At 57.4% G+C, this 13,928-nt stretch carries 10 protein-coding genes; 7 read left to right on the top strand and 3 right to left on the bottom strand.

The genetic code is table 11. From position 1 onward, the window contains the following. Positions 1-73: 73 nt before the first annotated feature. The gene (locus tag K227x_RS14085) at positions 74-304 is read right to left on the bottom strand and encodes a hypothetical protein (RefSeq protein ID WP_145170372.1); all 231 of its coding nucleotides are present in this window, start codon (positions 302-304) and stop codon (positions 74-76) included. A gap of 65 nt (positions 305-369) precedes the next feature. On the opposite strand from K227x_RS14085, the gene K227x_RS14080 reads away from it, so the two are divergent. Continuing rightward, on the top strand, positions 370-1,296 hold the full coding sequence (locus K227x_RS14080; RefSeq protein WP_145177873.1) for a DMT family transporter: 927 nt from the start codon (positions 370-372) through the stop codon (positions 1,294-1,296). A 166-nt stretch (positions 1,297-1,462) separates the two neighbouring features. Here the strand turns inward: K227x_RS14080 and K227x_RS14075 are convergent, their stop codons facing one another. Both K227x_RS14075 and leuS read right to left on the bottom strand, forming a co-directional pair. After that, the gene (locus K227x_RS14075) at positions 1,463-2,506 is read right to left on the bottom strand and encodes a Gfo/Idh/MocA family protein (RefSeq protein WP_145170370.1); all 1,044 of its coding nucleotides are present in this window, start codon (positions 2,504-2,506) and stop codon (positions 1,463-1,465) included. Between the two features lie 82 nt (positions 2,507-2,588). Beyond that, positions 2,589-5,372, bottom strand: a complete 2,784-nt coding sequence (leuS, locus tag K227x_RS14070) for a leucine--tRNA ligase (protein ID WP_145170368.1) — start codon at positions 5,370-5,372, stop codon at positions 2,589-2,591. Positions 5,373-6,371: 999 nt separating this feature from the next. Between leuS and K227x_RS14065 the strand changes: the two genes are divergently transcribed. From K227x_RS14065 to K227x_RS14040, 6 genes are all read left to right on the top strand, one after another. Beyond that, positions 6,372-6,695, top strand: a complete 324-nt coding sequence (locus K227x_RS14065; protein ID WP_145170366.1) for a hypothetical protein — start codon at positions 6,372-6,374, stop codon at positions 6,693-6,695. Between the two features lie 109 nt (positions 6,696-6,804). Next, positions 6,805-7,452 carry a carbonate dehydratase gene (can, locus tag K227x_RS14060; RefSeq protein WP_145170364.1) on the top strand — a complete coding sequence of 216 codons (648 nt, stop codon included), beginning with the start codon at positions 6,805-6,807 and terminating at the stop codon, positions 7,450-7,452. Positions 7,453-7,650: 198 nt separating this feature from the next. After that, a complete protein-coding gene (locus K227x_RS14055; RefSeq protein WP_246146797.1) occupies positions 7,651-10,176 on the top strand; it encodes a DUF1592 domain-containing protein in 2,526 nt (841 codons plus the stop codon). A 100-nt stretch (positions 10,177-10,276) separates the two neighbouring features. Then, positions 10,277-11,623, top strand: a complete 1,347-nt coding sequence (locus K227x_RS14050) for a DUF1552 domain-containing protein (protein ID WP_145170360.1) — start codon at positions 10,277-10,279, stop codon at positions 11,621-11,623. A gap of 38 nt (positions 11,624-11,661) precedes the next feature. Beyond that, the gene (locus tag K227x_RS14045; RefSeq protein ID WP_145170358.1) at positions 11,662-13,026 is read left to right on the top strand and encodes an ankyrin repeat domain-containing protein; all 1,365 of its coding nucleotides are present in this window, start codon (positions 11,662-11,664) and stop codon (positions 13,024-13,026) included. A gap of 641 nt (positions 13,027-13,667) precedes the next feature. Next, positions 13,668-13,916 carry a BON domain-containing protein gene (locus K227x_RS14040; RefSeq protein ID WP_145170356.1) on the top strand — a complete coding sequence of 83 codons (249 nt, stop codon included), beginning with the start codon at positions 13,668-13,670 and terminating at the stop codon, positions 13,914-13,916. Positions 13,917-13,928: the final 12 nt, after the last annotated feature.

The raw sequence follows: 13,928 nt of genomic DNA, 5'->3' as shown, positions 1-13,928 counted from the left end.
GGATCGGCGGGGCTGCTAGCCAGTTCGTTGTTAGCCACTTCGCTGCCAGCCGACGGTTCATCCTGTCGAGCTTTCACCAGGGGTGAGTCGCTGGCAGGGCTGCGGCTAACTCAATCAACCAACCGCTAGCGGCGGCTTGGACGATTTTAGTCCAGATCGCAACGCCACAGGGACGTTGGTAGCGAAGAAAGATTTCGTCCAACCGAAGTTGGCCGGGGCGGCGGTTTCGCCGGCTGGTGGCAACACCGACGATGGTATGCGAACCTAGCCGACCGCCGGTGCGTCCCCCATGCATCACCACCATCGCTCCTCCATCCCGTGTCGTGCCGCTTGGACAAACCCATTGACGAACGTTTGCCCCAACCTGCAATCGAACCCGACATCGATATCGGAATTCGGCAGGCCGCTGATGATCGTTTTCGTTCCGGAGTCACGTTGGCGATCGCCGGCACCTTTCTATTCGCGCTGAAATCGATCTTTATCAAACTGGCATTCGCCGCCGGGGCGGATGCGACGCTGTTGTTGACCGTGCGGATGGTGTTGGCGTTCCCGTTCTATGTGGTCGTGCTGATTCTGCTGAGACGGAAGTCCGATTGCCCGCCCATCAGCCGCACAGACCTTCTGCGTTCGCTGATGCTCGGATTTCTAGGGTACTACCTTGCATCGTACCTGGACTTGTCGGGCCTCGAATACATTTCAGCGCAAATGGAACGTCTGACGCTGTTCACGTATCCAGCCATGGTGGCCATTTTGGCATGGTTGTTTTTGGGCGAGATGATCGACCGCCGAATCATCGCCGCAATCGTGTTCTGTTATCTCGGCGTGTATCTGATGTACGGCCAAGAGCGATCGTTGGATGGCGGCCAGAATGTGCCCAAGGGAGTGCTGTTGGTGATCGGCGCCGCGCTCAGCTATTCGCTATACATCCTGTTCGCCAAACCGACGATGCAGCGGATTGGAAGCCGCGAATTCACGAGTCTTGCGATGATCGGATCGACGTTTTTTGTCGGCGTCCATTTCGCTCTCACGCATCAGGTCAGCGATGCAATCGGCGCGGCACCGATCATCTACGTCTATGGCGCCGTGTTGGCGTTCGTATGCACCGTGTTGCCGAGCTTCATGATCAACGAAGCGATCGTGCGGATCGGCGCCACTCGGACGACGGTAATCGGATCCGTTGGCCCGGTACTGACGATGGGTTTGGCGATCGCAGTCTTGGGCGAACCCACATCGTTGCAACACCTAGCCGGCATGGGCATCGCGATCGCAGGCGTCAGTCTGGTGGCCAAAAAGTAAAATCGGGGCAAACCCCGGCCGCCCTCACCGGTGTCCACCAACCGGATCGCGAGCGATCCATGTGATCCGAAGACAACATGTCACGGAAGCGAACCGGTTTGTTCTTTGGTGAACCAAGGCAGGCGAGCGATCCCCGCACTGCCGTGGCTCAGGTCGTCTCGCCCAATTAGGACAGACGAACGATTTGACCCGTTTTAGCACTCTCATAAATGCCGCAGATCACCTCGACGCTGCGGCGGCCTTCGTGGCCATCGAGAATCGATGGACGGTTCTCGTTGATCGACGCGATCACTTCTTCGAATAGCATCGTGTGTCCGTGGTGCCCGATCGCGGACGGGTCAGCAGCACCGCCGCCGGTTTCCGTCTTGCCCGCCATTCGCTGGCGAACCGAATCGTCTTCGTCGGTTTCTTCGGCGAACTGCCACTGCTTGATGTCTTCTTCTTCCAAAATCGCGGTTCCATGGCTACCGCTGATCTCGATTCGCTTCAAGGATCCCGGGTAGGCCGTCGTTGTGGCTTCGATCACCCCCAGAGCACCGTTTGCAAACTTCAGAGTCGCCACGGCAACGTCTTCCACTTCGATTCGTTCGTGAGTCAAGGTGGCCGTCATCGCACTGATCTCGACCACGGGCCCCATCAACCACAGCAACAGGTCCACCGAATGGATCGCTTGGTTCATCAGCGCGCCGCCGCCGTCCAGATTCCAAGTCCCGCGCCACGCACCGCTATCGTAATACTCTTGACTGCGGAACCATTTCACGTAGGCATCGCCCATCGTGATCTTTCCGAAACGACCGGCTTCGACGGCTTCTTTCATCAGCCGGCTGGACTCGTGAAAACGGCTTTGGAAGGTGACGGCCAAACGAACGCCGGCATCATCACAGGCTTGGATGATCTGGTCACAACGCTCGGTCGTGATCTCGAGCGGCTTTTCAACGATCACGTGTTTGCCGGCCTTGGCCGCAGCAACGGCCGGATCCAGGTGTGCGCCGCTGGGCGAACAGATCGCCACCGCTTGGACTTCGGGATCCGCCAACATCGCTTCGAGCGAATCGAAAGCTTTGCACTGATGCTGTTTCGCAAATTCAGCGGTGGGCTCGGGTCGCCGACTGGTGGCGCCGACCAGGTGGGCGCCGGTCGCGTCTGCGATCGCGCGAGCGTGAAAGTTGGCGATCATGCCGACGCCGACAATTCCGATACCGATGGACATAGAGTTTTGGGGGTAAGTGAAGTTCGTTGGAAGTGTTAGGCGAGCAAAAGGGGATCGCCCGCAGCGGACCGCGCCGGATCGGTTACTTGATGACCAAGTTGACCAATCGACCGGGAACGATGATCTGTTTGACGATCGTCTTGCCTTCGATCAGTTCTTTGACCTTCGGATCGGAAAGCGCCAGTTCGGCGAGGGCTTCTTTGGAGGCGTCCGGAGCAATGTTGATCTTGGTTTTGATCTTCCCGTTGATCTGGACAGGCACTTCGATGCTGGTTTCGACCAATGCGGCTTCATCCCAGGTGGGCCAAGCTTCCTTGGTAATCGATCCTTCACCACCAAGCCGTCGGTGCAGTTCTTCGCAGAGGTGCGGCGCGTATGGGGCCAACAGAATCAAGAAAGTCTTGATCGCCTGGACCGGTCGCTTTTCGCTTCGCGTGAAGAAGTTGGTGAACTCCATCATTCTGGCGATCGCAGTATTGAACTGCATGTTCTCTGTGTCTTCGGTGACCTTTTTAATCGTCGCGTGCAGCATCCGATTCTGGTCTTCATCACAGGCATCGCCGGTCAACGTCGGGCTAAGAATGTCGTCGTCCGAATCCTGGTCCACGACCATTCGCCAAACGCGGTCCAAGAAGTTCTTGACGCCACCGACCCCGGTCATCGCCCAGGGCTTGGTAGCTTCCAGAGGTCCCATGAACATTTCGTACAGACGAAGCGAATCGGCGCCAAACTCGCGGACGATCACGTCCGGATTGACGACGTTGCCGCGGCTCTTGGACATCTTGTGAGCCCGGCTGTCGATACGCAGCTTCGGATCGGCACGCAGCACAAACCCGTCGCCCTTTTTGTCAACTTCGTCTTCGGTCAATGACTTTGCCGTCACTGGGTCGCCCGTCTTGGTGACAAAGTTTCCGTCCACGTCTCGTTTCACATCGCTGGCCGAAACGGGGGTTCCCGATTCGGTTTCATAGCCGGTGTATTCGACTTCGCCCAAGATCATGCCTTGGTTGACCAGTTTCCCAAACGGTTCGGTCGTGGTGACGTGGCCGCGATCGAACAGCACCTTGTGCCAGAACCGCGAATACAACAGGTGCAGCACCGCGTGCTCGGCACCACCGACGTATAGGTCGACGGGCATCCAAGCTTTCTCTTTCGCCGGGTCGATCAACGCCTTGTCGTTTTGATTGTCAATGTACCGCAGGTAGTACCAGCAAGATCCAGCCCACTGGGGCATCGTGTTGGTTTCGCGGCGATACCGCTTGCCATCGATGTTCACGTACAACCAATCGTCATCGGCCTTCGCCAACGGCGGTTCCGGGCGTCCGTGTGGCTTGAAGTCTTCCAGATCCGGCAGCCGGACGGGAAGCTGGTCCACGGGGACGCCACGTTTGATGCCCGTCGGATTTCCATCGGCATCGACTTCGTGCAGGATTGGGAACGGTTCTCCCCAAAATCGTTGGCGGCTGAACAACCAATCGCGAAGCTTGTAATTGACGGCTTCATGTCCCGCATCGTGCTGGGCCAACCACTCGGTGATCGCGTGTTTGACTTCGGACGTTTTCATTCCGTCGTAAGGGCCGCTGTTGATTGCGACACCATGACCAGCGAAACACTTTTTGCCTGTCGTGTAGGCTTCGTAGTCGGGGTCCTTCTTTGGCGGGTCAACGACTTGGATGATCGGCAGATCAAATTGCTTGGCGAATTCGAAGTCGCGGACGTCATGCGCCGGAACTGCCATGATCGCGCCGGTCCCGTAACCGGCCAAGACATAATCGGCGATCCAGATCGGGACCGGTTTGCCGGTGACGGGATTCACCGCGTGGCTTCCGGTGAACACGCCGGTTTTGACTTTGTCGCCCTCGGTACGTTCTCGGTCACTCTTGAAGGATGCTTTTTCACAGTACGCGGCGACCGCACTTTTTTGGTCGGCAGTCGTCAACACTTCGGCCATCGGATGTTCCGGGGCGATCACCATGTAGGTGGCACCGAACAGCGTGTCGGGGCGTGTCGTGTAAACACGTAGCTTGTGATCACCAGCAACAAAGTCGACTTCCGCACCGGTGCTTCGGCCAATCCAATCCTGTTGCAGCTTCTTGATGCCCAGCGGCCAGTCGAGTTCGTCCAGACCTTCTAGCAAGCGTTCCGCATACGAAGTGATCCGCAACATCCATTGCCGCAGCGGAATCCGCTTGACCGGGTGCCCACCGACTTCGCTTTTGCCGTCTTGAACTTCCTCGTTCGCGAGCACGGTCCCTAGTTTGGGACACCAGTTCACCAACGCGTCATCTTGGTACGCCAAGCGACGTTCGTCTTGGTAGGCAGCGACCGCCGCATCACCTTGGGCGGCGATGTCCTGCGGAATCGGCAACTCTGCGATCGGCCGCCCTTTTTGCTGTTCGACGTCGAACCAGGTGTCGTAAAGTTCCAGGAAGATGAACTGAGTCCAGCGAAAATAGGACTCGTCCGTGGTCGCCAGCACTCGATCCCAGTCGTAGCTGAATCCCAGCATTTTTAGCTGGCGAGTGAAGTTGTCGATATTCCGCTGTGTCTGGATGCGAGGGTGTTCCCCTGTCTTGATCGCGTGTTCCTCGGCTGGCAATCCGAACGCATCAAACCCCATCGGGTGCAAAACGCTTTCGCCGCGAGCACGCCAAAATCGAGCGGTGATATCGGTCGCGGTGTACCCCTCGGGGTGTCCCACGTGCAGCCCATCGCCGCTGGGATAGGGGAACATGTCCAAGATGTAACGTTTGCGGACCGATCCATCTTCACCAGCGACCGGCAACTTGGGCGTCTGGAAAGTACGGTCCGATTCCCAGAAAGCTTGCCAACGAGGTTCGATTTCGGCGGGATTGTAGCGGGGCATAGGGGGTCCGAACCAAAGAAAGGTGTCAAAGTGCTGATGACGGGTAGGGCATGATTCTAGGAAATCATGCAAAGCAGGGAAGGTGCACGATGAAACGACACCAAGCAAGGCGTCCAAAATCGGTCCTTGGGCCCGCGTCAGCCCGCTAATCGGGATTCTTTCCCATCGAATTGAGTGATCCACGGTCTCGTCGCGGCCGGATTGGATGGTCCAGCCCCATTCGATCGATCCGCTGGCCTGTCCAAAATCAGCCCGCTGGGAAGCCGTTGATTCCCAGAGGATTCCATTTCCGAACGCGGTAAAGCAGTTTCCATCAACGGCCTGTTGATGGAATCGAACTTTCAACAGATTTGGTGGGCCGCTGGCCATCAGTGCACGAAGAATTCCCGGGCGCTCACGGGTCTCGGCTCACTCAAAAGACAAACTCGTCAATGGTTCCGCGATTCGCCGACTGGCAACATCACGACACGGACGCGGCAGCCCCCCCTATAGATCGATATCTTCGATGGATCGACACCGACGATGGGAAGCTCCACCTACCGATCCAACATCACGACGAAGGTCGGCGTATTTCGGTCCCATCGGTGGGCGCATGTCCCGTGCTGCGCGGACTTGTGGAAGAAAACAGATGATGTCCCCCCTGGATTGCGGTAGGCTAACCACTGCGGCCCTCTGTGGCGGGGATCTTATTTTTCGGATCAACCGCAGCTTAGCGCACAAGCGTTCCGAACAGATGGCTTGTGAGTAGTGAATGCATTCAAAGAATGGATAAAACTTTTTGATAGCGGTAAACCGGCGGTCGTAAGTCTCGAATCAAGGGTTAGACTTTCGGGCCGAAGAATGTCATTGGCGACGATGATGCTTTTCGGTTCACAAATTGGTGACGGACTGAGGTGAGGGAACCGGCGATTAATTTGCCGAGATCACTTCCCCCTTGATTCAGTCGTTCGCTGGCGGGCACGCCTTTTTCTAAGATCCCCCCCAATTGATATCGAGTTCATGTCCGAAACCAACGAACCTTCTTTTCCGGCCGACCAACAGGCCCCAGCCGAAGCGGCGCCTAGTCAAGCGGCGGCCGCTCCGGTGACGCCTACCAGCGCTGCCGACAACTCATCGTCTGAGCAACTTTGCGAGAAGATCACGGCCGCATTGCGTCGCAATGATCTGCCCGATGTGCAGTGTCAGATCGAAGAAAAAGGCCCACGGTTGGTTGGCCACGTCAAAACGGATGCGGAACGAGCGATTGCGTTTGCGATTGCTCGTACCACCGCGGGAACGACGACGCTGACCAACGGCATCGACGTCCGCAAACAAGACGGCTGATCACCATCGGCCGATCCGCTTTGGTAGCGACAGCAGACCGCGTCCACCATACTGGATAGGTACAATCGCCTAGTCCGTTCACGCTTCGAAGATCGTGAGGCCGTATCCGATGCACCTGCTGAATGACCTTTTCATCCGCAATCGGCAATGGGCCGAAAAGATTGTGGAGGCCGATCCGACTTTCTTCGAACGGCTGTCGCAGAATCAGCGTCCCAAGTACTTGTGGATCGGCTGCTCCGATAGCCGTGTGCCAGCCAACCAAGTCGTCGGACTAGACCCTGGCGACCTGTTCGTCCATCGCAACGTCGCCAACTTGGTCGTGCATACGGACCTGAATTGTTTGGCCGTCATGCAGTACGCGGTCGAAGTGCTGCAAGTGGAACACATCATCGTCTGCGGTCACTACGGATGTGGTGGTGTGGGTGCCGCGATGTTTCATAAAGAGCTTGGGTTGATCGAAAACTGGCTTCGCAACATTCAGGACGTTGCCACCATGCATCGACCACGTCTGGACGCGATCGAATGTCCGCGTGAACGAGTCGATCATTTGTGCGAACTGAACGTCATCGAACAAGTGATGAATGTCTGTCGCACGACTATCGTTCGCGACGCCTGGCGACGCGGACAGACGCTTGGCGTTCACGGTTGGATCTATGCGATCACCGACGGTCTGCTGAAAGACCTGTCGGTCAATATCCTGTCGACCGACGAGATGGAAGTCGCCTACGAACAGGTTCTAGGGCGTTTCGCCGAATAGATGCGACGTGCGTCGCGATCGATTGCCAATCGCCCGAGATCAGTGATCTGGACGCCCGCGACTCTGGCACCCGCCGCCTTCAATACGCTGGCCTCTGATTCGCCGATTCGATCGCAAATCGATGACGGGGCGCCTTCGCGTGCGTTAGAATGCTTGCCACGGTTTCTGTTCTATGGCACTCGATCGAGCTAGCTGCTGATGCGTCACGCGAACCCGGGATTTCCGACGGTCATTGCCCTGGCTGTTGCTTTTGCGATTTCGCCGTGGATTCCCGCCACCGCGGACGCCCCAACATCCGATTCTGATCGCGCAGTGGCCCCATCGAATTCACCAGCCGAAAGACTGGCGATCGATGCAAACGATTTCGAACCGATGGCTACCCAGACGCATCGCTTCGTTGAACAGTACTGTTTGGACTGTCACACCTCGGGCGCGCCGGCAGCCGGACTGAATTTGGAAGACTTTGACTTCTCGTCTCGGTCGCTGACGGGCCCAGATTTCGATAGTCGAGTTTGGGAATCGATTTTGCGACGCGTTACAAGTCGTCAGATGCCGCCGATCGACGCTTCCCGGCCTAGTGATTCCGAATACCAATCGATGGTCGAACAGTTGGACCGGATGCTGCAGCGCCGGATCGCGGCGTTCCCCAGGCCCGGTCGCACCGATGCACTGCGCCGACTGACGCGGACGGAGTACGGCAATGCGATCCGCGACCTATTGGGAATTCCCATCGACGCCGCATCGATGTTGCCGCCGGATGAATCCAGCCATGGATTCGACAACATCACCGTCGGCGAACTCTCCCCGATGTTGCTCAGCCGATACGTATCGGCGGCACAGTCGATCGCGCGTGCTGCAGTCGGACGCAGCGAAACCGGACCGATTGGGTTGACCGTTCGTGTTCCCGCCGATCGGACTCAGTCGTCGCACGTCGATGGACTTCCATTGGGGACGCGGGGTGGAACGGTGTTCGAACATCACTTTTCGGCCGATGGCGAGTACGAGATCGAACTGAAATTGACGCGCGACCGCGACGAGAAGGTCGAAGGGCTATCCGAACCGCATCAGATCGACATTTTGCTGGACGACGATCGAGTTCATCAGTTCACCGTCAAACCACCGCCCGGACGAAAAGACTTTACCCATGTCGACTCTCACCTGCGAACGCGAATCAAAGTATCCGCCGGGAACCATCGGCTAGGCGTCACGTTCCCCAGCAAAGGTGCATCGCTGGCCCAAACCAAGCGACAACCTTTCGACGCCAGCTACAACCGGCACCGGCATCCACGAAACGAACCTGCAATCTTCCAGGTGTCTTTGATTGGTCCGTTGGAACCTACACCAGAATCATCTGCCGATCGGCGGGGCAACGATTCAAACGCCGCCACCGCTCATACCGATCGCCCCGCCTGGCAAACCACTCGACCGTCGCCCGGTGACGATGCAGGCCAACATGCGGCGATCGCGAAGCCGATCATCCAAGACATCGCGCGGATCGCATTTCGACGTCCAGTGAACGACGACGACACTCGATCCGCGATATGGTTCTTTACCGAAGGCGATCGGGAGAACGGTTTTGACGCAGGGATCGAAGCGGCGTTGACTTCGATCTTGGTCAACCCAAACTTCCTGTTCCGCATCGAATCCGAACCCGAAGGGATCGCCGACGCGGCGTCATATCGAATCAGCGACATCGAACTGGCGTCTCGCCTTTCGTTCTTTCTATGGAGCAGTCTTCCGGACGACCGATTGCTGGAACTGGCGCACACCGACCGCCTGCACGAACCGGCGATCCTGGCCGCCGAAGTCCAGCGGATGTTGGCTGACGATCGCAGTGAATCGTTGACGACAAACTTTGCCGCCCAGTGGTTGTATCTTCGAAATCTGGATTCGATCACGCCTGACCTGCGACTATTCCCCGACTTTGACGACAATTTGCGGCAAGCATTTCGTGGCGAAACGGAGTCGCTGTTTCGTGACATGGTTCAGAACAACCGCAGCGTGCTGGATTTGATCGGTGCGAACTACACGTATCTGAATCAGCGGCTGGCAAAGCATTACGGGATCAGTGGCGTGTTCGGCAGCCACTTTCGTCGTGTCGATTTGCCCGCGTCCAGCGTTCGCGGCGGTATCCTCCGCCACGGCAGCATCCTGACCGTCACCTCCTACGCCACACGTACTTCACCGACCATTCGCGGTCATTGGGTTCTGAAAAACATCCTTGGTACACCGCCGCCACCGCCACCGCCCGGGATTCCCAATCTAAAAGAAAAGTCGACGCTATTGGCGACCAGCGTGCGGCAGCGACTGGCGATGCATCGCGCCGATCCGGCGTGTGCCAGTTGCCACGACTTGATGGATCCCGTCGGTTTCGCACTCGAAAACTTCGATGCGGTGGGCAGATGGCGACTTTATGACGGCGAGCTGCCCATCGATTCGGCGGGCACGATGCCAGATGGCCAAAATATCGATGGAATTGAATCCCTACAGCGGGGTATACTGCAGCGTCCAGAACTATTCGTCACCACGATGGCAGAGAAGTTGATGACCTTCGGCCTAGGCCGTGGGATCGAACCCGACGATGGCCCCGCGATTCGCGACATCGTGCAATCTGCTGCCAAGTCAGACTTCCGATTCGCCGCATTGGTGACATCGATCGTGACCAGCCAGCCGTTCACTCATCGATCGACCCAATCAACCGACGGCAACGCAGTATCGCCGTGACAAGTGCTGCATCGCTAGCGCCGATGCGCTTGAACATTCAGTCCGCAATCGCGATTCGCCCGACCAATCGACCGAGCCCAATCTCGAAAAGGTTTCCTTGATGCTGATTCCACAAAAAGCCCTTTCGCGGCGGACGGTTTTACGCGGTACCTCGGCGGCCTTTGCGTTGCCATTGCTGGACGCGATGATCCCGTCGATGAAGGCGACCGCGGCGACGCCGGCCGCAGCGGCATCGCTTCGACGGATCGGATACATCTATATCCCGATGGGCTTCAACCCGGCCGAGTGGATCCCAGAGGGCGATACGCTGGAATCGCTATCTCCGTCGCTTTCCCCACTGGAACCGGTCAAGCATCAGTTGTCCGTTCTGACCGGGATGGACTTGCAGAACGCCTATCCCGGTTCTCACGCGACATCCAATTCGGCGTTTCTAAGTGCTGCACGAGCCAAGCGGACGGAAAGCACCGACTATCGTTTGGGCACCACCGTCGACCAGATCGCGGCAAAACACATTGGGACCAAGACACAGTTACCGTCGTTGGAATTGTCGATGGATCTGCTGTCCACCGTCGGGCAATGCGACAACGGCTACGCTTGCGTCTATCAGAACAATCTGTCGTGGTCATCCCCGACCACCCCGTTGCCCAGCGAAGCCCATCCACGGATCGTCTTTGAAACCCTGTTTGGTGACGGGGGCACACCCGAGCAGCGCCGCGAGGCCCTTCGCAAACGCGCCAGTCTTCTGGACTCGGTGACCGACGAGATCAAGCGGCTCAAGAAACGCGTTGGGCCTTCGGATCGCAACAAGATCGATGGCTACCTGGAAAGCATCCGCGAAGTCGAACGACGGATCCAACGCGCCGAAGCGACCGCCAAGGACAACCCGTTGCCAGATCTGGACCGCCCGGTCGGTGTGCCTGCCCAGTATGCCGATCACGCACGACTGATGTTCGATCTTCAACTGTTGGCGTTCCAAGGTGATATCACGCGAGTCGTTTCGTTCCAATTGGCACGCGAGGCGAGCACACGCACCTATCCCGAAATCGGCGTACCCGATCCGCACCATCCGATCACCCACCATGGCAACGCCCCCGAAAAACTGGCCAAGATCGCCAAGGTCAATCAGTTCCATGTGTCATTGTTTGCAGAGTTCCTGCAAAACCTTGCCAACACGCCCGAAGCGGGAGGATCGCTGTTGGACCACACGCTGTACCTGTACGGCAGCGGCATGGGTGATTCGGATGCACACGACCACACCAATTTGCCAATCTTGGTCGCTGGCGGTGCGGCCGGCAACATGCGAGGCGGCCGACACATCCGCTACGATTCGCCGACTCCGCTGGCCAACCTGCATCTAACCTTGTTGAACAAAGTTGGTGTGCCGTTGGAATCATTCGCGGATAGCGATGGCACGGTCGACGAACTCTTTGACCCGGTCAATCTGTAACCGCAGCCGTCTTCCGTCCAACCAACCTGACACGTCCGATGAATCGAATCTTTGCCATCGCCACAGTGGTGCTGTTGCTGTGTTTGGGCCATCCAGGTCACGCCGAAAACGTTGCCTGGACCGAACTGCATCGCGCGGTCCAGCAACAGTCCGTGGCCGACGTTGCCCGGCTGATCCAACAAGGTGCGGATCCATCGGCCGCCAATTTGTATGGTGTCACGCCACTGTTGCTCGCGTGCCAGTTGGGCAGTCATCCGTTGGTCGAACAACTGTTGGCCGCCGGTGCCGATCCCAATCGATCCATCGCTGGCGGGCAAACACCCCTGATGACTGCCGCCCGAACGGGAGATCCTCGCTGCGTCGAATTACTGATTCAGGCCGGGGCCGATGTGGACGCGACCGAGCGTCGAGGGCAGACGGCCCTGATGTGGGCGGCGGCCGAAGGAAACACCGCCGCGGTCGATGCATTGCTGCACCGTGATGCCGATTGGAAAACGAAGACCAATCAGGATTTCACCGCAATGTTGTTCGCCGCACGTGAAGGCCATCTGCAAACTTGCCAACGATTGGTCGATGCCGGCGCAGACGTGAATCAAACGATGGCACCGTCCAACACATCCGGTCGAAACCCACGCAAAGGGATGACCGCGTTGATGTTGGCCGTGGAGAGCGGACACTTCGAACTCGCACTGTGGTTGGTCCAAAACGGCGCCAATCCCAATGACCAAAGCAGCGGCTACACTCCCCTGCATGCAGTCACTTGGGTTCGCAAAACCGACCGCGGCGACAATGTCGAAGGGGATCCCGCCCCACGCGGTTCGGGCAGTGTGAACAGCCTGCAATTTGTCGAAAGAATCGTTGCTGCCGGTGCCGATGTCAACGCAACTCTAAAACGTGGCCCGAGTGGTCGAGCAAAGCTGAACCGCAAGGGTGCCACGCCATTCCTATTGGCAGCCAAGACGGCTGACCTGCCGCTGATTGAGACGCTACTGCGATTGGGCGCTTCACCAACGATCAACAACGTCGACGATTGCAACCCGTTGATGGCCGCAGCAGGCATCGGTGTGGTGGCCGTTGGCGAGGAAGCCGGAACGGAATCGGAGGTGCTGGCCGTCATCGACCGAATGGTCCAGCTAGGTCTGGACGTGAACCACGTCGACAAAAATGGCGAAACTGCCATGCATGGCGCCGCCTATCGCAACTACCCGTTGGTGGTCGCCAAACTATCATCGCTTGGTGCGAAATCGTCCGTTTGGAACCAAAAGAATCAATACGGTTGGACACCAGTGATGATCGCAAGCGGCAAACGGCCAGGTAGTTTCAAACCGTCGCCTGAAACGATCGCCGCTTTGAACCTTGCGATGGATAGCGAAGATCCGAGCAAGCTGACTTCTGCCCACTGAATGCGGAAAGCCTGTCAGATTCTTTTTTAAAATCTGCGTGCAATTTTCCATTTCGGTCCGGTTCGCACGATAGCTTCTGCATCCCCCACCAGAAGGAAACTTCGGTTTCCACACCGCGCCAATTCGTCGGTACGCACGCAATCCTGCGGTTCTTTTCGAAGGGTCGCAAATCCCGATCCCCTTTTCGGAAAGCACTGGGGAATCCTGGGTTGGCATTCGATGTTTCTTTCGCATCCTCGTCAGCGGTATAGCGAGGTGTTGTCAGTGATCCCAGGATGGCAAGTCGGATCATTCAGCTGGAAAGGTTTCAATTCAACCGCGTGCCGCCCCGATCCTGCGCTGGGCCAACTTGACGGGCGAAATCAATGGGTCGTCTAACCAACTTGCCAAAGGAAACTTTTCCGCGACGGCATGCTATTCGCAGTTGGGTTTCATGTTGTTTGCCAAGCTTCGGGGGAAGACGACCAGCGGCCGTTGCGACCAGAAATCACTATTGCCAGCAACGCACGATTGTCGTGAAAATGGTTTTACCCCGATTGGCATTGACGGTCTCCTGTCATCGCGTCGTTCACACTGCAAGTCGATTTTGGCAACCTGTGGATGGATCGTGCGAGTTTGAACTTCACTAGCGGCACAGTTTGATGATTCCACTCGATGATTTTGATGCGTCCACCGGGCGAGACGTCCAGTGTTCCGGAGCTCTTCGCAAGACCGGGGTACGTGAACTGAGTATGGTTCGTGTGAAAGTGGATGGCGATAAGTTAAGTTTGGAGGGCATCGTCGGTTCGTTTTATATGAAGCAGTTGGCAACCGAGGCGGTCCGACCTCACGCCAACGGACTCCAAATTCGAAACCGACTAGAAGTGACCTCTTCGCCTGCCCAATCCTGATGCTGGGATGGG

The sequence above is a fragment of the Rubripirellula lacrimiformis genome (assembly GCF_007741535.1).
In the GTDB taxonomy this organism is placed as follows: domain Bacteria; phylum Planctomycetota; class Planctomycetia; order Pirellulales; family Pirellulaceae; genus Rubripirellula; species Rubripirellula lacrimiformis.
The sequence above is the reverse complement of the archived record's forward strand: the minus strand, read 5'-3'. Positions and strand labels throughout refer to the sequence as shown.

Excerpts from the sequence above, each read along its gene's own strand:
- K227x_RS14085 (WP_145170372.1), bottom strand. The coding sequence starts at position 304 with ATGGTGGTGATGCATGGGGGACGCACCGGCGGTCGGCTAGGTTCGCAT.
- K227x_RS14075 (WP_145170370.1), bottom strand. The coding sequence starts at position 2,506 with ATGTCCATCGGTATCGGAATTGTCGGCGTCGGCATGATCGCCAACTTT.
- leuS (WP_145170368.1), bottom strand. The coding sequence starts at position 5,372 with ATGCCCCGCTACAATCCCGCCGAAATCGAACCTCGTTGGCAAGCTTTC.
- K227x_RS14065 (WP_145170366.1), top strand. The coding sequence starts at position 6,372 with ATGTCCGAAACCAACGAACCTTCTTTTCCGGCCGACCAACAGGCCCCA.
- can (WP_145170364.1), top strand. The coding sequence starts at position 6,805 with ATGCACCTGCTGAATGACCTTTTCATCCGCAATCGGCAATGGGCCGAA.
- K227x_RS14055 (WP_246146797.1), top strand. The coding sequence starts at position 7,651 with ATGCGTCACGCGAACCCGGGATTTCCGACGGTCATTGCCCTGGCTGTT.
- K227x_RS14050 (WP_145170360.1), top strand. The coding sequence starts at position 10,277 with ATGCTGATTCCACAAAAAGCCCTTTCGCGGCGGACGGTTTTACGCGGT.
- K227x_RS14045 (WP_145170358.1), top strand. The coding sequence starts at position 11,662 with ATGAATCGAATCTTTGCCATCGCCACAGTGGTGCTGTTGCTGTGTTTG.
- K227x_RS14040 (WP_145170356.1), top strand. The coding sequence starts at position 13,668 with ATGATTCCACTCGATGATTTTGATGCGTCCACCGGGCGAGACGTCCAG.